The sequence below is a fragment of the Thiobacillus thiophilus genome, from assembly GCF_055378705.1.
Genome location: NZ_AP042404.1, coordinates 699,799 through 719,694, shown reverse-complemented (window position 1 = coordinate 719,694; position 19,896 = coordinate 699,799). Strand labels below are relative to the sequence as shown.

Below are 19,896 nucleotides of genomic sequence, written 5' to 3'. Positions count from 1 at the left end.
GACCTCAGAAAATGATGACCGAGCGGATGCTTTTGCCTTCGTGCATCAGGTCGAATGCGCGGTTGATGTCTTCGAGCGGCATGGTGTGGGTGACCAGCTTGTCCAGTTCGATCTTGCCGGCCAGGTAGTTGTCGACGTAGCCCGGCAGCTGCGAGCGGCCCTTGACGCCGCCGAACGCGCTGCCTTTCCAGGTGCGGCCGACCACCAGGTTGAACGGCCGGGTGCGGATTTCCTGCCCCGATCCGGCAACGCCAATCACGGTCGATACGCCCCAGCCCATGTGCGTGCATTCGAGCGCGTCACGCATCACGTTGACGTTGCCGATGCACTCGAACGAATAGTCGACGCCGCCTTTAGTCAGATCACGGATGTATTCCGGGAGCGAGCCGTTGACCTCGCGCGGGTTGATGAAGTCGGTTGCGCCGAGCGCCTTCGCCATCTCGAATTTGTCGGGGTTGAGATCGATGGCGAGGATGCGCCCGGCCTTGGCCATCACCGCGCCCTGGATGCAGGACAGGCCGATGCCGCCGAGGCCGAACACGGCGACGGTCGAGCCGGCTTCGACCTTGGCGGTGTTCAATACCGCACCGATGCCGGTGGTGACGCCGCAGCCGAGCAGGCAGACCTTGTCCAGCGGCGCTGCGGGGTTGATCTTGGCGAGCGCGATTTCCGGCACCACGGTGTATTCGGAAAAGGTCGAGCAGCCCATGTAGTGGAAGATCGGCTTGCCGTTCCTGGAGAAGCGGCGGCTGCCGTCGGGCATGTAGCCGGTCCACACGGTGGCGGCAATCGACTGGCACAGGTTGGTCTTGGGCGAGGCGCAGTATTCGCAGTGGCCGCATTCGGGGATGTAGAGTGGAATGACATGGTCGCCGGGCTTCAGCGTTTTCACCCCCGGCCCGCACTCCACCACGATGCAGCCGCCTTCGTGGCCGAGGATGCAGGGGAACGCTCCTTCCGGATCGTCGCCCGACAGGGTGAAGGCGTCGGTGTGGCAGACGCCGCTGGCGACGACCTGCAGCAGCACCTCGCCCTCACGCGGGCCTTCGACGTCGACTTCCTCGATCGACAGCGGCTTTTTGGGTTCCCAGGCAACAGCGGCGCGAGCTTTCATGGTGTTTCCTATTTTTGATGTGTGAACGGTAGTGGGTGCGAAGACCCGGTTTCGATGAGGCCGCATCGGCCGCGCGGCGACAACGCGCGCGCTGCCCTACGCGGTCTGTTCGAGCAATTTGGTAAACGACGCCTCAAAGCTGTTCACCCCGTCGATCTGCAGGCGTTCGCCGACCGCGTCCATGCTCACCCCCAGGTGCGCGAGTGCGGCAAGCTGCGCGGCGGCCTCGTCCGTCCCGGTTTCCAGGGTGAGCGCAGGCTTGCCATGATCAAGCAGCGCGGCGAGCGTCTTCTCGGGCAGGGTGTTGATGGTCTCGCGGCCGATCAGCGGTTCGACGTAGAGCAGGTCGGAATAGTCCGGATTTTTCGTGCCGGTGCTTGCCCACAGCAGGTACTGCGGCGTCGCGCCTTGTTGCGCCAGCGCAGCGAAGGGCGCGCCGTGAAAAGTTTGCATATAGTCCCGATAGGCGATTTTGGCCATCGCCACCGCCGCGCGGCCGCGCAGCGACAAGGCCTCATCGGTGCCGATGGCGGCCAGCTGCGTGTCGACCAGGGTGTCGACGCGCGACAGGAACAGGCTCGCCACCGTCTTGCTGCGGCGCACGTCGGCGCCGGCCGCGACGCGTGCGGCGAGCCCGCGCAGGTAAGCGTCGAACACGGCCTTGACCTGCGCGATCGAGAACAGCAGGGTCACGTTGACGTTGACGCCGAGCACCGTCAGCGCCTCGAACGCGCGCACGCCTTCGGGGGTGCCCGGCACCTTGACCAGCAGGTTGCGGCGATCGACCGCGGCCGACAGGCGCTGCGCTTCTTCCACCGAGCGCGCGGTATCGTAGGCCCAGCGCGGTGCGACTTCCAGGCTGACGTAGCCGTCGTTGCCGCCGCTGGCCTCGTAGGTCGGCAGCAGCAGGTCGCAGGCAGCCTGGATGTCCGGGATCATCAGCGCTTCGTAGCGTCGCTCGGCATCCGGCTCGCCGGCTTTCAGCCGCGCCAGATCGTCGGCGTAGTACGGGCTGGTAGCGAGCGCCTTCTGGAGAATCGACGGGTTCGCGGTCACGCCCGACACGCCGTCCTCGGCAATCAATGTGGCCAACGTGCCGTCGCGGAGCAGGCTGCGCGACAGGTTGTCGAGCCACAGGCTTTGGCCGAGGGTGGCGATGTGTTGGGCGGCGTTCATGGGCGGTCCTTTCGGTTGGATGAAGTTCAGAAAATGCTGATTTGTCTTAAAGCCCCACCACAGAGATATGTCCCGCAGGGACGGTATCCCTTGGGACACAGAGGCACGGAGAACGGCAGGAAATCAATGGCTTGTCGATCAACCCGGCCTTCACCCATCGGGTGGGCGCACTCAACCCATGCAAGGTGTTGTTTTTCCTCTGTGCGCTCAGTTCCTCTGTGATTCAACTGCGGTTTCAAGCTTAAAGGGTAGCAGCCAAATATAGAGCCGTCTTGTGACCGTAAGTTCGGCCAGTGCCGCACCAGCGGCGCAAGCCGCGCCTGTGCTAGACTTCGGCGCATTATTTCGGCTCATTTTCCGGCTTATTCCCATGTCTGGCAGCACACTCGGCAAACTGTTCCGTGTCACCGTCTTCGGCGAATCGCACGGCCCCGCCATCGGTTGCGTGATCGACGGCTGCCCTCCCGGCATGGTGCTCGCCGAGGCCGATATCCAGCACGACCTCGACCGCCGCAAGCCCGGCACCTCGCGCCATGTTACCCAGCGCCGCGAGTCCGACACCGCCGAAATCCTCTCCGGCTTGTACCAGGGCAAGACCACCGGCACGCCGATCGCGCTTTTGATCCGCAACGAGGATCAGCGCAGCAAGGACTACGGCAACATCGGCGAGACCTTCCGCCCCGGCCACGCCGACTACACCTACACGCAGAAATACGGTTTCCGCGACCCGCGCGGCGGCGGGCGCTCGTCGGCACGGCTGACCGCGCCCATCGTCGGCGCCGGCGCCATTGCCAAAAAATGGCTGGCCGAAAAATACGGCATCGTCATCCGTGGTTACATGAGCGCACTGGGGCCGATCGACATCCCCTTCGAGTCGTGGGACGCAATCGGCAACAACGCCTTTTTCTCGCCCAACGCCGCCATCGTGCCCGAGCTTGAGACCTACATGGACGCGCTGCGCAAATCCGGCGATTCGGTCGGGGCGAAAATCAGCGTGGTGGCAAAGAACGTGCCGCCCGGCTGGGGCGAGCCGCTGTACGACAAGCTCGACGCCGACCTCGCCCATGCACTGATGGGGCTGAACGCCGTCAAGGGCGTGGAAATCGGCGACGGCATGCAGGCCGCCCGGCAATTGGGCACCGAGCACCGCGACGAAATTACCCCCGAAGGATTCTTGAGCAACCACGCCGGCGGCGTGCTCGGCGGCATCTCAAGCGGCCAGCCCGTCGTCGCCCACATCGCGATCAAGCCCACCTCGTCGATGCGCCTGCCCGGCCGTTCGATCGACCTCGATGGCCAGCCGGTCGAAGTCGTCACCCATGGCCGCCACGATCCCTGCGTCGGCATCCGCGCCACCCCCATCGCCGAGGCGCTGATGGCGATCGTGCTGATGGACCACGCGCTGCGCCACCGCGCGCAGTGCGGCGACGTGGCGCCTGGCACGATGGTGGTTCCGGCTGCGATCCAGGATGACGCGGATTAAATTAATCCGTCATTGCGAGCGCAGCGAAGCAATCCAGCGTATCGATTAAGCGGGTATTTCTGGATTGCCCTAAAGGACTCCGATCCACTATGGGCTGAAGCCCATATGGAATCGTATGCCACGTCGCTGCGCGCCTCGCAATGACAAATTAATCAGCGGTTCCCTAAAGTTCCAGTAGGGCGCGTCTCCCCTGAATTTTGGCGGCCAGGCTGCTATGTTTAAATTCCTGCGCCTTCCGTACCTGACCCCATGCGACTGCCCATCAGCCTGAAAATCTTCAGCATCACCACCGCCCTGCTGGCGTTGATGGTGGTCGTCACCTGGCTGTCGGTGCTCAATTTCCGCAACCTCAACAACCAGGTGCGGGCGCTTTCCGATTACTACCTGCCGTTGCAGCAGCAAGTGGCCAGCGTGGAAATCCTCATTCGTGACCAGATGGTGCACATGGAGCGCGTGCTGGCGGGCATGGACGTGGCGCGCCCCGACCCTGAATTTCTCGCCAAGGAATCGAACGGCTTCGACATGCGCGGAGTCAACGCCGACCAGATCGTCGATTCCTCGCTGCGATTCCTCGCCGAGGCGGAGGCGGAAAAGCGCATCGAACTCGACCGCCCGACCCTCGCCAGGCTGGGTGAGCAGTTGCCCGCGATCCAGACCGCACGCCAGCACTTTCACATGACTTTCCGCCTGTTCCAGATCGAGGCGGAAGAAGGCACCCCGCGTTCGCAGAAAATCGTCCGCGAAAACCTGCTGCGCGAGAAGGACACGATCGACGTCGAAATCCAGAAGACCATCGACCTGCTTAACAAGCTGACCCAGGACACCGCACTGCAGGCCAAGGTGGAGGAGGCGCGCGCCACTACCCTCAACTGGATCATCACCGCGCTCGCCACCATGCTCGGGCTGATTTTTGCGGCCTTCGTCACGCGCTCGCTGGTCGATCCGGTCAAGCGCCTGGTGGGCGGCACGCGCGCGGTCGAGGCGGGCGACCTCGATGTCGAAATTCTGGTACACACTCACGACGAACTCGCCACACTCGCCACCTCCTTCAACCACATGGTGGTCGGGCTGCGCGAGAAGGAACGCATCCGCGAAACCTTCGGCCAGTATGTCGATCCGCGCATCGTGAAGAGCCTGCTGGAAAACCGCATCGGCGCGGACAAGGGCGGGCGCCAGGTGATGACCGTGTTCTTTTCCGACCTCGAAGGCTTCACCCGTCTATGCGAAGGCTTCACGCCGGACGCCTCGGTGCGCTTCCTCAACCGCTACTTTTCGATGATGTCCGAGGTGATCCGCAGCCGGCAGGGCATCGTCGACAAATACATCGGCGACTCGGTTATGGCCTTCTGGGGACCGCCCTTCACCGATCCCGCCGACCACGCGCGGCTGGGCTGCCTCGCCGCGCTCGAGCAGATGGCGCAGCTGGAAGCTTTTCGCGCCTGGCTGCCCGAGATGTTCGGCGTCCGCGACAACCTGCCCGCGGTCAACGTCCGCATGGGCATCGCCAGCGGCGAAGTGACGGTCGGCAACATCGGCTCCGAAACCTCACGCGGCTACACCGTCATCGGCGACATTGTGAACCTCGCCTCGCGCCTGGAACAGGCCAACAAGTTTTACGGCACCCGCATCCTGGTGAGCGAGCCGACGCACACGCTGGCCGGCGACACCCTGGCCTTCCGCGAAATCGACAGCCTGCGCGTCGTCGGCAAACTGGAGCCGGTCAGGGTGTACGAGTTGCTGGGGCTGGCGGCGGAGCTGAGCGACAGCGACAAACGGCGCGTGCAGGCGTATGAGGCTGGGCTGGCGCGCTACCGCGCGCAGGACTGGGATGCGGCCGAGACAGCCTTCCGCGAATGCCTTGCGATCGAACCGAAGGATCAGCCCAGTCGGGTCATGCTGGAACGGATTGCGGCTTTCAGGCAGGTGCCGCCGGAAGCTGGGTGGGACGGGGTCTGGGTGGCGCTGAGCAAATAACACGGCCGGCTGGCGAAGCGCCAGCCGGCAACCTGGTTTTCAAGCGGCTTCCGCATGCAGTCGCACGCCAAGTGCACGCGCGACTTTGAGTACAGTCGCAAAGCTTGGATTGCCGTTCTCACTGAGCGCCTTGTAGAGACTTTCCCGGCTGAGTCCGGCATCGCGCGCAACTTGCGACATGCCCTTGGCGCGGGCGATGTCGCCCAGCGCGCGGGCAATGCCTGCGGCATCGTCCGGGGCTTCTTCCAGCCAGGCGTCGAGATAAGCGGCCATTTCCTCGGGGGTGCGCAGCTGCTCGGCCACGTCATAAGGCACGGTCTTCGTCTTGGCGGTCAGTTTGGTGGCAGTCTTGGGCATTTGGGTTACTCCTGCGAATTTCTGGCAAGCACGGCGGCTGTTTTAATGTCCTGCTGCTGGGTCGATTTGTCACCGCCGGCGAGCAGGATGATCAATTCCCCATTTCGCTCCGTGTAATACACACGGTAGCCGGGGCCGACGTCGATCTTCAGTTCCGATATGCCGTGCGTGAGATTGCGATGCTGCCCGGGGTTGCCGTGAGCCAACCGGTCCACGCGCACTTGAATGCGGGCGCGGCCGGCTCGATCCTTCAGGTCATTGATCCAATCCCGATAGACCTCGGTCATCGATACGCGCGTAGCCGAAGTGTATCCTATGGGCTACATGTGTCAAGAATGATTTGAACGGCCTTATTCAACGATTCCTTCATCCCCGTGACACGTACACCCCGGCTCGGTGCTGATGGAGCTATCGCAGCACACGAGCTTGCCGGCGCGGCAGCCACAGATGCCTTTGTGCCCCTTGCAGCAATCGAGCTGGGCGAGATGCGTGCCCTTGGCATTGGCGAGGCAGGCCTCGGTTGAAATCGATGTCTGCTGCGTGGCGGGCGTGAGGTCCACGCCTGAATCGGCAGCGGCCGGGAGAATGAAGCAGGCCGGGACAAAGGCCAGCAAGGTGAGCAGGGTACGGATGCGCATGGAAATCTCCTTGGGAGAAGCGGATCGGCTCACTATAGCCGATCAAACGCGACCTTACCCGTCGCGCAGCAGCAGCCCCAACATCAGCGCGGCCGCCACCAGAATTGCTGCCAGCAGGGTGAAGGCGCTGGTGTAGCCGGCGACGCCGACCATGAAGCCGGTGAGTACCGGGCCGATCGACTGGCCGACGTCCATCACGGTGCGCAGCACGCCCATCGACGAGCCGTAGCGGCCGTCTTTGGTGAGGTCGGCGACGAGGGCGACGGTGGACGAGGTGACCGTGGCGAAGCCGAGGCCGAACGCGAGGCTCAGCGCCGACAGGCCGATGAAGTTCGGGAAGTAAGGCAGCAGTACCACGCTCGCCGCGCCGATCAGCAAGCCCGGCAGGATGACGCGACGGCGGCCGATGCGGTCGGACACCCGGCCCATCAGCGGCTTGGCGAACACGATGCTGAGAAGCTGCACCCCGAGGATGACGCCGATCTGCCACGCCGGGATGCCGTGCGAGGCAGCGAACAGGGCGATGAAGGCTTCGACGGCGCCGAACACCAGGTACTGCGCCGCCTCCACCAGGCTCACCAGCATGATGCCGCGGTCGCGCAGCACCGTTCTCAGACTCGACCAGAAATGCGGCAGCTCCAGCTTCGTCGTCGGGCGCGGCTCGTAGTCTTTGAGCAGCAGCCCGGCCGCCAGCGCCAGCACGCCGGCGATCGCGCAGGCGACGTACACCGCGCCGAAGCTCGCCAGCGAGATCAGCGCGCCGCCGAGGAAGGGCGCGATGGAGCGGCCCACGATGGTGACCGAGGAATAGGTGGACAGCCGCGCCGCGCGGTCGGCGCTGTAGCGTTCGGCGATCGCCGCGCTCGCCACGGTGCCGAAGATCGCGGTGGCGAAGCCGTGATAGAAGCGCACCGCCATCAGCTGCCAGGCGGTTTCGATCAGCAGATAGAGGAAGGGCGCGCTGGCAAACACAATGAGGGACGCCAGCAGCATGCGCCGCTTGCCCAGATAGTCCGACAGCGCGCCGGCGGGGTAGCTGATGAGCACGCCGGGGATCGTAGACGCCATGACGATCCAGCCGATTTCCGCCGGGGTGGCGTTGAGCGACGCGGCGAACAGCGGCAGCACCGGGGTTTTCGACAGGGTGGAGCTGAAGATGGCGAGGCCCCCGATCAGGGCGATCAGGACGAAGAAGGAAGGCTGCGCGGGTTTCATCGGGTGGCGTGCGAGAGAGTTTTTGCGAATGTAGTGGATCGGAGTCTTTTAGGGTAATCCAGGCACGTGCGAACCACAGCAAGGATTGCCCCGTATCGCTGGTAATGACAAAGCACGGGGTTTATATCGTAGGGTGCGCTTTGCGCACCGTTAATATTGTTGGTGCGCAAAGCGCACCCTACGAAATCGCTGTGGGCCGGTCTTGCGCAATAATCCAGAACCCACAAAATCCAAAACCCACGCCATGCCGATTGCCGCCCTGTCTCCCGCCGACCTTCGCCTGACCCTCGACCCCGCCACGCTGGGATTTGCCGACACCTCCGAATTGCTGCAGGAACCGCTGCCGTGGATCGGTCAGGCGCGCGCCGAGGCGGCCGCGCGTTTCGGCCTTGGCATGGACCAGCCCAACTACAACCTGTTCGTGCTCGGCGAGGTTGGCAGCGGCCGCTCCTCGCTGCTTAAGCAAGCGATGCGCGAGGTGGCGGCGGGCAAGCGGGTGCCGCCCGATTTCTGTTATCTGTACAACTTCGACGCGCCGGAGCGGCCGCTGGCGCTGCGCCTGCCGGCCGGCGAGGGGCGGCAGCTGCGCCAGTCGCTGGCGCAGGCGGTGAAAAATCTGCAGGATGAAATCCCGCAGCGACTGAATGGCCAGGACCACAAGGCCGAGAGCGAACGCATCGAGAAGGCCTGGAAGGCCGACATGGAGCGGCATTACGCCGAACTGTCGGCGTTTGCCGAGGCGCGCAGCTTTTCGCTGCACCGCGAGGCCGGACGCATGCTGTTCACGCTGGTCGGCAAGAAGGGGCAGGCGCTCACCGAGGACGAGGTGCTGGCACTGCCGAAGACGCGCCGGGCCGAAGTGGAGCAGGCCGAGCAGGAACTGCGCGCCGAGATCACCCGCTACATCGAGAAGACCCAGCCGCTGGAGCGCGCGATGAACGGGGCGCTGGCGGCGCTGCGGCGGCAGACCGTGAAGCCGCTGGTCGAGCGCGAACTGCAGGCAATCCGCGACGGGCTGAAGAAGCAGATCAAGGACGCCGCCAAGCTCAACGCCTGGCTCGACGCGCTGGAACAGGACGTGTTCGACAATCTGGAACTGTTCAGCGGCGGCGAGGACGACGAGGACCGGCTGGAAGCGCTGAATTCCATACTGGCGCGCTACCGCGTCAACCTGGTGGTCGACAATGGCGGCCTCGACGGTGCGCCGGTGATCGTCGAGGACAACCCGCTGTTCCGCGCGCTGTTCGGCAGCATCGAGTACCAGTCCGAAAACGACGTGCTGGTCACCGATTTTTCGCGCATCCGTGCCGGCAGCCTGCTGCAGGCGCATGGCGGTTTTCTGATGCTGCATTTGCGCGATGTGCTGGCCGATCCTCTGGTGTGGGAGCAGCTGCGGCGCTTTCTGCGCAGCGGGCGGCTGCAGATCGAGGAGCCTGGCGTGTCGTTCTCGCCGATTGCCGCAGTGTCGCTGGTGCCGGAAGCAGTCGACGTCGAGGTCAAGCTGGTGCTGATCGGCTCGCGCGAGCAGTACTACGAACTGCAGGAGGCGGCGCCGGAATTCGTCCGCCATTTCCGCGCCAAGGTCGATTTCGCCGACAGCTTCGTCGCCACGGCCGACAGCCGCCGCGCTTCGGCGATTTTCGTCGCCCATGCCTGCCGCGAGTTCGGCCTGCCGCATTTTTCGGCGGCGGCAGTGGCGCGCCTGATCGAGGAATCGCACCGCGAGGCGGGCGACCAGGCGCGCGAGAGCGCGATTTTTGCCCGCGCCGAGGCACTGGTCGTGGAAAGTGCGGCGACCTGCCGCGCACGCGGACCAGGTCTGGTTTCGGTGGCCGACGTCGAGGCGGCGCTGGCGGCGCACACCGCGCGCCACGATTATCCCGAGCAGCGCCTGCGCGAGGAGATCGCCGAGGGCGACGTGCTGATCGCGCTTGCCGGCGAGCGGCTGGGTCAGCTCAACGGCCTCACCCAGATCGACCTCGGCGATTATCGTTTTGGCCTGCCGGTACGGCTGTCCGCCCGTACCTACGCGGGCGAGGACGGCCTGCTCAACATCGAGCGCGAGGTCGAACTGTCCGGTCCGATTCACGACAAGGGCGTATTCATCCTGGAGAACTACCTGGCGGCGCTGTTCGCCCACCTGGCACCGCTCTCGCTCAATGCATCCATCGTTTTCGAGCAGCAGTACCACGGCGTGGAAGGCGATTCCGCCTCGTGCGCCGAGCTCTATGCCCTGCTGTCGGCGCTGTCGGGCCTGCCCCTCAAACAGGGCATCGCCGTCACCGGTGCGCTCAACCAGCACGGCGAGGTGCTGCCGGTGGGCGGCATCAACGAAAAGATCGAGGGCTGGTTCCGCGTGTGCGAGGCTGCCGGCTTCGACGGCAGCCAGGGCGTGCTGATCCCCGCCCGCAACCTTCGCCACCTGATGCTGGCGCCGCGGCTGGTCGAAGCCGTCGGCGCAGGGCGTTTCCACATTCATGTCGCGGATCACGTGACCGAAGGCATCGCGCTGCTGGCCGGCGTGGCGGCGGGCGAACTGAACGCGGCGGGGCACTACCCCCGCGGCAGCGTGCTGGGATACGCGCAGGACACCCTGCTGGCATTTCGCCGCGCTTGCCAGAAGCAGGAATATCCCAAGCGGCCGCGGCGGCATTTTCGCGCGGGCGAGCAACCGCATCGGCGCTAAAAAAACGCTAAGGAACCGCTGATTAATTTGTCATTGCGAGGCGCGCAGCGACGCGGCAATCCAGAAATGCCCGCTTAATCGATACGCTGGATTGCTTCGCTGCGCTCAATGACGGCCATATCGAATTAATCAGTGCTTCCCTAAGTTCCGAACCATTTCCCGCAGCCCTGTAGAGCGGGCTTGCTCGCGATCACCGTGTCGCTGCGTGCCGCGCAATAAATTAAGGCTATGCACTGCTGGTTGTTGAAGTCATGTCTTGCCCCCTCTGATGAAGCCCCTACCCTTCGGCACCCCGCAGGCGATTGTCGTAGAGCGGCTTCAGCCGCGATGCGCCGCAAAGGACAAAGGGCAAATGCACGCCAAGGCCTCGCCGCGCCACCTTTGCGGGCTGCCGCCCGCATCGCGGCTGAAGCCGCTCCAACAACGCTAGCCAACACCAACAAAACGATGAAAGAGCCTAAATTAATCAGCGTGTGTTGCCTCACGCTGGCAGGCGGCAGAGGGTGATCTATATTGAAAATCATCCAATCGTCCTGCAAGGAGCCGATCATGAATGCCCTTCATCGCATGGAACGTTTTCTCGACCAGCACATGATTCCGTTCGAAATCGTGATGCATCCGCACACCCGGACCAGCGTCGAAACCGCACGTGCGGCCGGGGTGTCGCTCGATCGGGTGGCCAAGGGCGTGCTGCTCGACAGCGTGGAATGCCAGATGGTGGCGATGATTCCCGCCGACCAGGAAATCCAGCTCGGCAAGCTCAGGCAGGATGTCGGCGTGGAATTCATCCTGGCCGACGAGGCCGGCGTCAGCCGCCTGTTCCCCGAGTGTGAACCCGGCGTGGTGCCGGGCCTGCCGAATGCCTGGGGCGTGGAAATGGTGTGGGACGACGCGCTGATGGCGCAGCCGGATATTTATCTGGAGGCCGGCGACCACAAGCGCCTGCTGCATATTCAGACCCGCCACCTGCACGAAGCTTTCGGCGACGCACCGCATTGCCACTTCAGCCAGCCGCGCATGCAGCACGTCGCCTGAGCCGGGTGTGCGCGGGTCGCCGGTTGGGCACACGGGCCCTTCCCCTGCGCACGGGATTTGAATTAGGCTTGGGTCATCCTAGCGCGCCCGGCGCGCCGAACCATGAACCGCCTGATCTGTCTCACGCGCTGTGAACTCAAAAGAATCCGAATCCGCTTACAACCCTCATCGTCGTCTTGGACGGGGAATGGCGCTGGCTGCCAGCCTGCTGTTGCTGGGCCTGTTTTATTTCTACTTCGAAAACAGCCTGCAGGCGCGTAACAACCCCAACCAGCAACTGCAGATTGCGCCGGGTAGCGAGCTGGTGCTGAAGCGCAGCCGCAACGGCCATTATTTTTTCCCGGGCGCCATCAATGGCCAGCCCGTCACCTTCCTGCTCGATACCGGCGCCACGCTGGTGTCGGTGCCGGCGCACCTGGCGGATGAACTGGGGCTCAAGGCGGGTGCGCGCCAGCAGTCGGTCACCGCCAACGGCACGGTCACCACCCGTGCCACCCGACTGGATGCACTGGCGTTCGGGCCGTTCAATCTGCGCGGCGTACCGGCCAGCCTCAACCCCGGCATGGGGGGCGATCAGGTGCTGCTGGGGATGAGCGTGCTGAAGCATCTGGAATTCACCCAGCGCGGCGATACCCTGATACTACGTGCCTTGGTAAGTGATTGAGCGTAATTGAAAAAATGCTTTGACGCGCTGCGCTTCTGTGTTATTAATACGCCCGTCTGTTGGATTCAAGCTTTAAATTGCGGTACCTCTGGTAAGCGTTTTCCTTGAAATTCGATCGATAGGGCATGTCGCCCAATTTTTTTTAGATAGATAGGAAACAAAAGATGGAAACGGGTACTGTTAAGTGGTTCAACGATGCAAAAGGTTTTGGTTTCATCACCCCGGATAACGGCGGCGAGGACCTTTTCGCACATTTCTCCGCAATCAACTCCAACGGCTTCAAATCCCTCCAGGAAAACCAGCGCGTCAGCTTCGAAGTGACGACTGGCCCCAAGGGCAAGCAAGCTTCGAACATCCAGGTCGTGTCGTAATCTTTCCGACCTGATGTGAAAAACCCCGGTTCGCCGGGGTTTTTTTATGGCTCATTTCACCGTTAGTGTTGGTATTGTCCGGCCCCGTAGGGGGCACTCCGTGCACCTTCGGTGTGTCATTCGGTGCACGAAGTGCACCCTACCCAAAGGCATCTCGCTCTAATAAACAATCCGGATTATTGGTGTTGTTTAGCGCCGTAGGCGCTGCCTGCCAAAGAGTAGGGGCTTCATCGGAGGGGGCGGACATGATTTCAACAATCAACAGTGGCATAGCCTTTTGAAATGGGATAAACCAACATGGCCCTGCGTGCCATCATCTACAAAGCCGAGTTGCAAATTGCCGACATGGATCGGCATTACTACGCCGACCACGCGCTGACCATCGCGCGCCATCCCTCCGAGACCGACGAGCGCATGATGGCGCGGGTGCTGGCCTATGCGCTTTACGCCCGCGACGGCATCGCCTTCACCAAGGGGCTGTTCGAGGTCGACGAGCCGGAAGTGTGGGTGAAGAGCCTGGCCGGCGAAATCGATTTGTGGATCGATCTCGGACAGCCCGACGACGCGCGCATCCGCCGCGCCTGCGGCCGTGCCGGGCAGGTCGTGGTGCTGTGCTACAGCAGCAGCTGCGACGTGTGGTGGAAGCAGATTGCCAGCAAGCTCACGCGCTTTACCAATCTGACCGTGCTGCAGTTGTCCGCCGAAACCAGCCAGGCGCTGGCCGCCCTGGCCGAACGCGGCATGCGCCTGCAATGCATGGTGCAGGACGGCGAAATCTGGATCAATACCGACAAGGAGAGCGTGCCGGTGAAGCTGATTTCGCTCCAGGCGGCACGCTGAGCGTCATTTTTCCGGCGGGCAGTTCTTGATGCACACCGTTTCGCTCACGCGCTGCCCGCCACAGCCGACAAAACAGGCGTCGTAGGCGGGCAGGCAGCCGCAGTCGGCCTGGCAGTTATCGGCTGCAAGCCGCGCCCGTACGCCTTCTCGCGTCGGCATCGCCGACTCGCGATACGGCGGCGGAAAATACATCACGGGCCAAGGATCCCTCCAGTAGGGGTAGCGATAGGGATAGCTGTAGGGGTAGCCGTAGGGATAGCTGTACATCCATCCGAAATGCAGATCCATTTCATAGCGGTGCAGCGCCGCGGCGTATTGCTTCAGCTCGAGTTCATATTGCTTCAGCGCCTCTGCATAGCGCGCTTCCACCTGCGGCTCGATGTCCTTCACACAGGCCTGGTAGCGGGCCTGGCAATCGGCCTGGCACGCGTTCTTTTGGGTCTCGCAGTCCGCCACGCAGGCCCGGCCCTGCGCATCGGCCGGCGGAATCAGGCGAACCGTCGTCTGGTACTGCGGTGTGGCGCAGCCCGCCAGGGCGGCGAGCAGAACCAGTGCAGGGAAAAAAAAGGCTATGTCACTGTTGGTTGTTGAAGTCATGTCTTGCCTCCTCCGATGCGATGAAGTCCCTACCCTGCGGCATCTCGCAGGCGGCCCTGTGGGAGCGGCTTTAGCCGCGATGCGCCAGCGTGTCGTATCACAGCAATTCGTTGATGACTTTGGCGGCCCTGTGGGAGCGGCTTTAGCCGCGATGCGCCGCCAGGCGCAAAGAGAAAATACTCGCCAGGGTCTTGCCGCACCACCTTTGCGGGCTACCGCCCGCATCGCGGCTAAAGCCGCTCCCACGAGGCTGGCCAACACCAACGAATAACGATGAAAAAGCCAAAAAAACGTCAGGGCAGGCAGTCGCATCGGGCAATCCAGACAAAGCACACGCTTATCGAAGCATAGGCTTTTTTCAGAATGACTGTGGGCCGAGAAAACGTTCTTCGAGATCCTGCAGGTTGAGTTCCTGCAGGATCTGCTGCAGGCGTTCGCGCGCATTCCCGCGCGGCGCGTCGGTCCGGGTGGCGATGATGAGCTCATTTTTCAGCGAATGCTCCCAGCCGACGAGCTCGGTCACGGTGATCTGGTAGCCGTGCGATTCCAGCTGCAGGCAGCGCAGCACGTTGGTGAGATGGCTGCCGAATTCGCGCGTGTGGATCGGATGGCGCCAGATTTCCGACAGCGGCGTCTTGCCGAACGATTCGTTCTTGTGGCGGCGCAGGACAGCCGCGACTTCGGCCTGGCAGCACGGCACCAGCACGATGTGGCGGGCCTGCTTGGCCAGCGCGAACCGGATCGCGTCGTCGGTTGCCGTGTTGCAGGCATGCAGCGCGGTGACGATGTCGACGGTGGGCGGCAATCGATCCGATCCGATCGATTCCGTCACCGTTGCGTCGAGGAACGTCATGCGCGCAAATCCCAGCCGTACTGCCAGCTCGCGCGACTTCTCCACCAGATCGTCGCGCGTTTCGATGCCGAAGGTATGGCTGCCGGGGCGCTCCTTCAGAAACAGGTCGTACAGGATGAAACCCAGGTACGACTTGCCCGCGCCGTGGTCGGCCAGCGTCAGCGTGTCCTGCCGGGCCAGCACCTCGTTCAGCAGTGGTTCGATGAAATTGCACAGGTGATACACCTGCTTCAGCTTGCGGCGGCTGTCCTGGTTGAGTTTGCCGTCGCGCGTCAGGATGTGCAGTTCCTTCAGCAGCTCGATCGACTGGCCAGGACGCAGCACATCCGCCAGCGGGTCGCTGAAACTTTGCCTGGACGCGGGGGCGGCAGCGGGGCGGGGGCGCTTCATGCCGCACCGAGCCGGGTCTGGATCGTGAGCTCGATCCTGGTTCGTCGAGCATATTCCAGCATTTGCAGCAGTTCGTTCATGGCTCGGCAATGGCAGGAGAAAGCCGAAGGGTACCCCATCAGGTCCCGTGCCGTTGCACGAGGCCCGCCCCGGTCCGATGCGGAAAATGGCCATGATGCTAAATTCGTGTCGGGCACACCCGTAGGTCGGCAATACCTTGCCGACAGCAGCCTGGTGCGAAATTTGCGGCGAGGACGCCGCTACCGCCATAGGTGCTGACCAGCCCCGTGGGAGCGGCTTCAGCCGCGATGCGGGCGGTAGCCCGCAAAGGTGGCGCGGCAAGATCCTGGCGAGCATTTGCTTTTTGCGCCTTGCGGCGCATCGCGGCTGAAGCCGCTCCCACGGGGCCGCCTGCGAGATGCCGCAGGGTAGAGGCTTCATCGCATCGGAGGGAGCAGGACATAGCGTCAACAGCCAACAGTGACATAGCCAGTTTTTTCGCCCATTCGGAAACGCTGGCTAATACATCGTCATTGCGTGCATCGGAGGGAATGAAGTCGCGAAGTAATCCGGAATGTCAGCAGAATCAACGAACTCCGGATCATCATGGCCCTGCGGGCCTCGCGACGATGGAATAAATCCGCGTTTTCCGGCGGCGGCACGCTTGGTGTAACATTTGTACCACATAATTTCCAAAAATCTGGATGAAGAGGGAGACGAAAATGCACGGTTTCAAGAAATTGTATCTGCCCGTTCTGGTTGCCGTTCTGGTTGCCGGCTGCGGCGACAAGAAGGACGAAGCGGCAACCGACGCAAAGGCCCCCACCCAGGTGGCGGCCAAGGTCAACGGCACCGAACTGACGGTGCATCAGGTGAACTACGCGCTGCAGCGCATCCCCAATCTCGATCAGGAGCAGACCAAGGCGGCTTCGCTGCAGGTGGTGCGCAACCTGGTCGATCAGGAAGTGGTGGCGCAGAAGGCGCTGGCCGACAAGCTGGACCGCGACCCCACGGTGATGCAGGCAATGGACGCTTCGCGCCGCCAGATCCTGGCCGAGGCCTATATGAGTCGCAAGCTGGGCGAGCCGGCCGAGCCGTCCGACGCCGAAGTGGTGGACTATTTCGACCAGCACCCGGAGCTGTTTGCCAAGCGCAAGATTTATCGCCTGCAGGAAATCTCGATCAAGGCGCCGAAAGACAAGTACGACGCGATTCGCGCGCAGCTGGGCACATCCAGAACGCTTGACGATTTTGTCAAATGGCTGAAGGCTGAAAACCTGTCGGTGAAATCGGCGCAGGGCGTAAAAACGGCCGAGCAGTTGCCGCTGCAGATGCTGCCCCGGCTGGCCAAAATGCCCGACGGTCAGGCCATGGTGGTGAATATGCCGGACGGCCTGATGGTGATCGTTCTGGCCGATTCGCAGATGCAGCCGGTGACGCTGGAGCAGGCCAAACCCGCCATTGCGCGTCTGCTGCGGACACAGGAACGCCAGAAGGCGGCCAAGGCCGAGCTGGATACGCTGAAAGCTGCCGCTACGATCGAATACATGGGTGATTTTGTCGACGCCGGCAAGGAAGCGGCAGCGGCACCAGCCGAACCCGCTGCCGCCCCGGCGACGGATGCGGCACCCGCTGCCGACGCTGACGCCGCCGCGATCAGCAAAGGCATCTCCGGGCTGAAGTAAGCCAGATACAAGACGCAAGAGACAAGGGGGCGCGTGCGCATGCGCGCGCCGCTTTTTCTTGAATCTTGCATCTTGTAACTTGAACCTGTTTTTATATGTCCCCCATATTCGCCCGCAGCCTGCCGTTCGGGCTGTACATCGCCCTGCTGGCGCTGGAAGGCCTGCTGCCCGACTGGGTGCCGGATTTCGACTTGCCGGCCGGTGGAGTTTCTGGTGAGCGTAGTCATCGGCTTTGAGCGGGATTGTTCATTCCGGGCGCGAGATGCCCGGAGCAGGGTGCACTCCGGGCACCTTCGAGCGTCAATGAATGCACAGAGAGTGCATCCTGCGAAATCAAATGCTTACATGGCGTTTCTTGAGAGATCCATGCTGCCATTGATGGGCTTGGCGCTGGCCGCAATGCTCGCCCTGCCGGCGCAGGCGAAGGAGGGTGACACCTTTCGCCCCTTTGTCTCCTACACACGCTATTACGACAGCAACCTGTTTCGGCTGGACAAGGATGGAACCATTGCCGTTGTGGAAGATGAGGGGCCCATTCTGATTACGCATGATTCGGCGTCGGATCAATACAGCGTGCTAAGTGCCGGGTTGAATGTGGACTGGCAGCCGGGCCGCCAGCACATCACGGCCAGCACCAGCAAAAATCAGGTGCGTTTTTCGCGCTATACCTCGCTGGATTACGACGGCTCGGACTATCAATTGAAGTGGAACTGGCGGCTGGGCAACCGCTGGTCAGGTCAGGTGGGCGCGACCGAAACCGTGACGCAAACCAGCTTTGCTGACTGGTATTCCCTGGTGGCCGTCAATAATCAGGTCACCCGCGATAACCAGTTCGCCAACGCCGACTGGCAGTTTCACCCGCGCTGGAGCGTGGGGCTGGGCGCGGCCGCAGCCAAGTCGACCAATAGTACGGTGCAGCATGCACCATCGGATTACGAAAACACAAGCGTGACAGCCACGCTGGGCTACACCACTCCCAAGGGCAGCAAGCTGCGCGGCCAGTTGCATCAAATGGATGGTGAATATCCCAACCGCGATGCCGCAAATCTTGACCGTCTCTACTCGCAGACCGAATACAACCTGCTGGGTGACTGGAGCGTGACCGGCAAGTTGATCGCGCGCGGCAAAATCGGTTACGTCCAGCGCGAGAACGACAGTCTGTCGCAACGCGATTTTTCCGGCCTGGCGGGGCGCCTGTCGGCAGATTATTCCCTCACCGGCAAAACCATCCTGAGCTGGGCGATCTATCGCGAAATTGCGAACTCTGATGATTTCAACGCCAGCTACCGACTCGACACCGGGACCAGCCTCGGCGCAGCCTGGCTGGCCACGTCCAAAATCACCCTGCGTGCGAACACCAGTTACGTGAATCGCAGCTTCGAAGGAGATACCGGCCGTGGCGGCATCCAGCGCGACGAAGACATTCTGAGCGGCTCATTGTCGCTGAGCTACACCCCGGTTCGCATGGCCACCATCGATCTCGGCCTGCAGGCCGGACGGCGGGATTCCAACATACCTGTCAGCGATTACACGTTTCATTTGGTTTTCATGAGCGTGCAGGCTGACTTTTAGGGTGGTGAAAAATTTTATTTTGGCACTTTCATCGTTTTTGTTGGCGTTGCCCAGCCCCGTAGGAGCGACTTCAGCCGCGATGCGGGCGGCAGCCCCCAAAGATGACGCAGCGTGAGCTTGGCGAGCATTTGCCCTTTGCGCCTTGTGGGGCATTGTGTCTAAGCCGCCTATCGACGCCACCTGTGGGATGCCGCAGGGTAGGGGCTTCATCGGAGGGAGCGAGGCCCGCCCTCGCACTGCTGGCTTGGTCGTGGCGGCCGCACGGCGGCGGCTGGTGGGCATGGCTCTTGCGCCCCAGACTGGCTTGAAGCTGAATGGACGATTTTGACCATGGACAAGGATAGAATGACTGCCCGCCCGTGCGGGCGAGGCCGCTTGTATCTTTAAACAATTCCAAGCTGGAGCGCGGCCTGCCTTTGTAGCGGGCGCCGATTGGAGAGAGAGAACAATGACGAAGTTGTGGCATGGTGTTTTGATGATGTGCGCGCTGCTGCTGGCGGCGCCCGCGTGGAGCGCGGATAACGACTACCGCATGGGCACCGGCGATGTGTTGCGCATCACTGTGTACGGGCAGCCCGACCTCGCCACCGAGGCGCGTGTGGGCGATAGCGGCAACATCTCCTTTCCACTGATCGGCGACGTCAAAATGGCCGGCGTGACCCCCGCCCAAGGCGAAACCGAGATCGCGCAGCGCCTGAGCAAGGGCGGCTTCATCAACGAACCTTTCGTCACCCTCAACGTGGTGCAGTATCGCGGCCAGCAGATTTCGGTGCTGGGGCGCGTCAACCGGCCGGGCCGGCACACGCTGGAAAAAGTCAGCCGCGTGACCGACGTGCTGGCGCTGGCGGGCGGCATTGCGAGCGACGGCGCCGACACCATCACCCTGGTACGCACCCGCGACGGCAAGCCCGAATACCGCGACATCGACATGATCGCCCTGTTCCAGCCGGGCGGCGAAGCCAGCAACGAAATGGTGCAGGACGGCGACATCGTCAACGTCGCGCGCCAGCCCATGTTCTACATCTACGGCGAAGTCCAGCGCCCCGGCGCCTTCCGCCTGGAACGGAACATGAGCGTGGTGCAGGCCCTCTCGATGGGCGGCGGCGTCACCGTCCGAGGCACCCAGAAAGGCCTCAAGATCATGCGCCGCAACGCCAGCGGAGAACTACAGCAGCTGGATGCCAGCCTGGCCGACCCGGTCAAAAAAGACGACGTGATCTACGTCAAGGAAAGCCTGTTCTAAGGG

General features: G+C 62.8%; 19 protein-coding genes. 11 read left to right on the top strand and 8 right to left on the bottom strand.

The genetic code is table 11. The annotated features are described in order from the left end of the window. Positions 1-4: 4 nt before the first annotated feature. Entirely contained in the window at positions 5-1,114 is a 1,110-nt protein-coding gene (locus tag ACZ41T_RS03445) for an S-(hydroxymethyl)glutathione dehydrogenase/class III alcohol dehydrogenase (protein WP_464923082.1), read from the bottom strand. Between the two features lie 96 nt (positions 1,115-1,210). Continuing rightward, the gene (gene tal, locus ACZ41T_RS03440) at positions 1,211-2,290 is read right to left on the bottom strand and encodes a transaldolase (RefSeq protein WP_464923081.1); all 1,080 of its coding nucleotides are present in this window, start codon (positions 2,288-2,290) and stop codon (positions 1,211-1,213) included. A gap of 370 nt (positions 2,291-2,660) precedes the next feature. Here tal and aroC point away from each other — a divergent pair, with 370 nt between their 5' ends. Both aroC and ACZ41T_RS03430 read left to right on the top strand, forming a co-directional pair. Beyond that, positions 2,661-3,773: a chorismate synthase gene (gene aroC / locus ACZ41T_RS03435; protein WP_464923080.1), complete on the top strand. Its 1,113-nt coding sequence runs from the start codon at positions 2,661-2,663 to the stop codon at positions 3,771-3,773. 249 nt (positions 3,774-4,022) lie between these two features. Continuing rightward, positions 4,023-5,747: an adenylate/guanylate cyclase domain-containing protein gene (locus tag ACZ41T_RS03430; RefSeq protein ID WP_464923079.1), complete on the top strand. Its 1,725-nt coding sequence runs from the start codon at positions 4,023-4,025 to the stop codon at positions 5,745-5,747. A gap of 39 nt (positions 5,748-5,786) precedes the next feature. On the opposite strand, the gene ACZ41T_RS03425 is transcribed toward ACZ41T_RS03430, so the two are convergent. The 4 genes from ACZ41T_RS03425 to ACZ41T_RS03410 form a co-directional block, all read right to left on the bottom strand. After that, positions 5,787-6,104 (bottom strand): addiction module antidote protein, encoded by a 318-nt coding sequence (locus tag ACZ41T_RS03425; RefSeq protein WP_464923078.1) that lies wholly within the window; start codon positions 6,102-6,104, stop codon positions 5,787-5,789. A gap of 5 nt (positions 6,105-6,109) precedes the next feature. Then, positions 6,110-6,391 (bottom strand): type II toxin-antitoxin system RelE/ParE family toxin, encoded by a 282-nt coding sequence (locus ACZ41T_RS03420; protein ID WP_464923077.1) that lies wholly within the window; start codon positions 6,389-6,391, stop codon positions 6,110-6,112. Between the two features lie 63 nt (positions 6,392-6,454). After that, entirely contained in the window at positions 6,455-6,742 is a 288-nt protein-coding gene (locus tag ACZ41T_RS03415) for a hypothetical protein (RefSeq protein WP_464923076.1), read from the bottom strand. A 54-nt stretch (positions 6,743-6,796) separates the two neighbouring features. Continuing rightward, positions 6,797-7,957 (bottom strand): MFS transporter, encoded by a 1,161-nt coding sequence (locus tag ACZ41T_RS03410; RefSeq protein WP_464923075.1) that lies wholly within the window; start codon positions 7,955-7,957, stop codon positions 6,797-6,799. Positions 7,958-8,201: 244 nt separating this feature from the next. Here ACZ41T_RS03410 and ACZ41T_RS03405 point away from each other — a divergent pair, with 244 nt between their 5' ends. The 5 genes from ACZ41T_RS03405 (at position 8,202) to ACZ41T_RS03385 (ending at position 13,553) form a co-directional block, all read left to right on the top strand. Beyond that, positions 8,202-10,643 carry a Lon protease family protein gene (locus tag ACZ41T_RS03405; protein ID WP_464923074.1) on the top strand — a complete coding sequence of 814 codons (2,442 nt, stop codon included), beginning with the start codon at positions 8,202-8,204 and terminating at the stop codon, positions 10,641-10,643. 549 nt (positions 10,644-11,192) lie between these two features. Next, positions 11,193-11,678 carry an aminoacyl-tRNA deacylase gene (locus tag ACZ41T_RS03400; protein ID WP_464923073.1) on the top strand — a complete coding sequence of 162 codons (486 nt, stop codon included), beginning with the start codon at positions 11,193-11,195 and terminating at the stop codon, positions 11,676-11,678. A 187-nt stretch (positions 11,679-11,865) separates the two neighbouring features. Then, a complete protein-coding gene (locus ACZ41T_RS03395; protein ID WP_464923072.1) occupies positions 11,866-12,342 on the top strand; it encodes a retropepsin-like aspartic protease family protein in 477 nt (158 codons plus the stop codon). 164 nt (positions 12,343-12,506) lie between these two features. Next, complete coding sequence (locus ACZ41T_RS03390) at positions 12,507-12,713, top strand: cold-shock protein (protein ID WP_059758104.1); 207 nt, start codon at positions 12,507-12,509, stop codon at positions 12,711-12,713. Between the two features lie 297 nt (positions 12,714-13,010). Then, positions 13,011-13,553, top strand: coding sequence for a YaeQ family protein (locus ACZ41T_RS03385; RefSeq protein ID WP_464923071.1), 543 nt, complete (start codon positions 13,011-13,013; stop codon positions 13,551-13,553). 3 nt (positions 13,554-13,556) lie between these two features. On the opposite strand, the gene ACZ41T_RS03380 is transcribed toward ACZ41T_RS03385, so the two are convergent. Beyond that, entirely contained in the window at positions 13,557-14,150 is a 594-nt protein-coding gene (locus tag ACZ41T_RS03380; protein ID WP_464923070.1) for a hypothetical protein, read from the bottom strand. Positions 14,151-14,508: 358 nt separating this feature from the next. Further along, positions 14,509-15,393, bottom strand: a complete 885-nt coding sequence (locus tag ACZ41T_RS03375) for a class I SAM-dependent methyltransferase (protein WP_464923069.1) — start codon at positions 15,391-15,393, stop codon at positions 14,509-14,511. A 722-nt stretch (positions 15,394-16,115) separates the two neighbouring features. Here ACZ41T_RS03375 and ACZ41T_RS03370 point away from each other — a divergent pair. The 4 genes from ACZ41T_RS03370 to epsE all read left to right on the top strand — a co-directional run bounded on the left by ACZ41T_RS03370 (position 16,116) and on the right by epsE (position 19,893). Beyond that, entirely contained in the window at positions 16,116-17,078 is a 963-nt protein-coding gene (locus ACZ41T_RS03370) for an EpsD family peptidyl-prolyl cis-trans isomerase (protein WP_464923068.1), read from the top strand. 95 nt (positions 17,079-17,173) lie between these two features. After that, the gene (locus tag ACZ41T_RS03365; protein WP_464923067.1) at positions 17,174-17,314 is read left to right on the top strand and encodes a hypothetical protein; all 141 of its coding nucleotides are present in this window, start codon (positions 17,174-17,176) and stop codon (positions 17,312-17,314) included. After that, positions 17,292-18,650 carry an XrtB/PEP-CTERM-associated polysaccharide biosynthesis outer membrane protein EpsL gene (gene epsL / locus ACZ41T_RS03360; protein ID WP_464923066.1) on the top strand — a complete coding sequence of 453 codons (1,359 nt, stop codon included), beginning with the start codon at positions 17,292-17,294 and terminating at the stop codon, positions 18,648-18,650. Before ACZ41T_RS03365 ends, epsL begins: the two co-directional genes overlap by 23 nt. Before the next feature lie 448 nt (positions 18,651-19,098). After that, positions 19,099-19,893 carry a polysaccharide export protein EpsE gene (gene epsE, locus ACZ41T_RS03355; RefSeq protein ID WP_464923065.1) on the top strand — a complete coding sequence of 265 codons (795 nt, stop codon included), beginning with the start codon at positions 19,099-19,101 and terminating at the stop codon, positions 19,891-19,893. The last annotated feature ends 3 nt before the right edge of the window (positions 19,894-19,896 follow it).

Excerpts from the sequence above, each read along its gene's own strand:
- ACZ41T_RS03445 (WP_464923082.1), bottom strand. The coding sequence starts at position 1,114 with ATGAAAGCTCGCGCCGCTGTTGCCTGGGAACCCAAAAAGCCGCTGTCG.
- tal (WP_464923081.1), bottom strand. The coding sequence starts at position 2,290 with ATGAACGCCGCCCAACACATCGCCACCCTCGGCCAAAGCCTGTGGCTC.
- aroC (WP_464923080.1), top strand. The coding sequence starts at position 2,661 with ATGTCTGGCAGCACACTCGGCAAACTGTTCCGTGTCACCGTCTTCGGC.
- ACZ41T_RS03430 (WP_464923079.1), top strand. The coding sequence starts at position 4,023 with ATGCGACTGCCCATCAGCCTGAAAATCTTCAGCATCACCACCGCCCTG.
- ACZ41T_RS03425 (WP_464923078.1), bottom strand. The coding sequence starts at position 6,104 with ATGCCCAAGACTGCCACCAAACTGACCGCCAAGACGAAGACCGTGCCT.
- ACZ41T_RS03420 (WP_464923077.1), bottom strand. The coding sequence starts at position 6,391 with ATGACCGAGGTCTATCGGGATTGGATCAATGACCTGAAGGATCGAGCC.
- ACZ41T_RS03415 (WP_464923076.1), bottom strand. The coding sequence starts at position 6,742 with ATGCGCATCCGTACCCTGCTCACCTTGCTGGCCTTTGTCCCGGCCTGC.
- ACZ41T_RS03410 (WP_464923075.1), bottom strand. The coding sequence starts at position 7,957 with ATGAAACCCGCGCAGCCTTCCTTCTTCGTCCTGATCGCCCTGATCGGG.
- ACZ41T_RS03405 (WP_464923074.1), top strand. The coding sequence starts at position 8,202 with ATGCCGATTGCCGCCCTGTCTCCCGCCGACCTTCGCCTGACCCTCGAC.
- ACZ41T_RS03400 (WP_464923073.1), top strand. The coding sequence starts at position 11,193 with ATGAATGCCCTTCATCGCATGGAACGTTTTCTCGACCAGCACATGATT.
- ACZ41T_RS03395 (WP_464923072.1), top strand. The coding sequence starts at position 11,866 with ATGGCGCTGGCTGCCAGCCTGCTGTTGCTGGGCCTGTTTTATTTCTAC.
- ACZ41T_RS03390 (WP_059758104.1), top strand. The coding sequence starts at position 12,507 with ATGGAAACGGGTACTGTTAAGTGGTTCAACGATGCAAAAGGTTTTGGT.
- ACZ41T_RS03385 (WP_464923071.1), top strand. The coding sequence starts at position 13,011 with ATGGCCCTGCGTGCCATCATCTACAAAGCCGAGTTGCAAATTGCCGAC.
- ACZ41T_RS03380 (WP_464923070.1), bottom strand. The coding sequence starts at position 14,150 with ATGACTTCAACAACCAACAGTGACATAGCCTTTTTTTTCCCTGCACTG.
- ACZ41T_RS03375 (WP_464923069.1), bottom strand. The coding sequence starts at position 15,393 with ATGAAGCGCCCCCGCCCCGCTGCCGCCCCCGCGTCCAGGCAAAGTTTC.
- ACZ41T_RS03370 (WP_464923068.1), top strand. The coding sequence starts at position 16,116 with ATGCACGGTTTCAAGAAATTGTATCTGCCCGTTCTGGTTGCCGTTCTG.
- ACZ41T_RS03365 (WP_464923067.1), top strand. The coding sequence starts at position 17,174 with ATGTCCCCCATATTCGCCCGCAGCCTGCCGTTCGGGCTGTACATCGCC.
- epsE (WP_464923065.1), top strand. The coding sequence starts at position 19,099 with ATGACGAAGTTGTGGCATGGTGTTTTGATGATGTGCGCGCTGCTGCTG.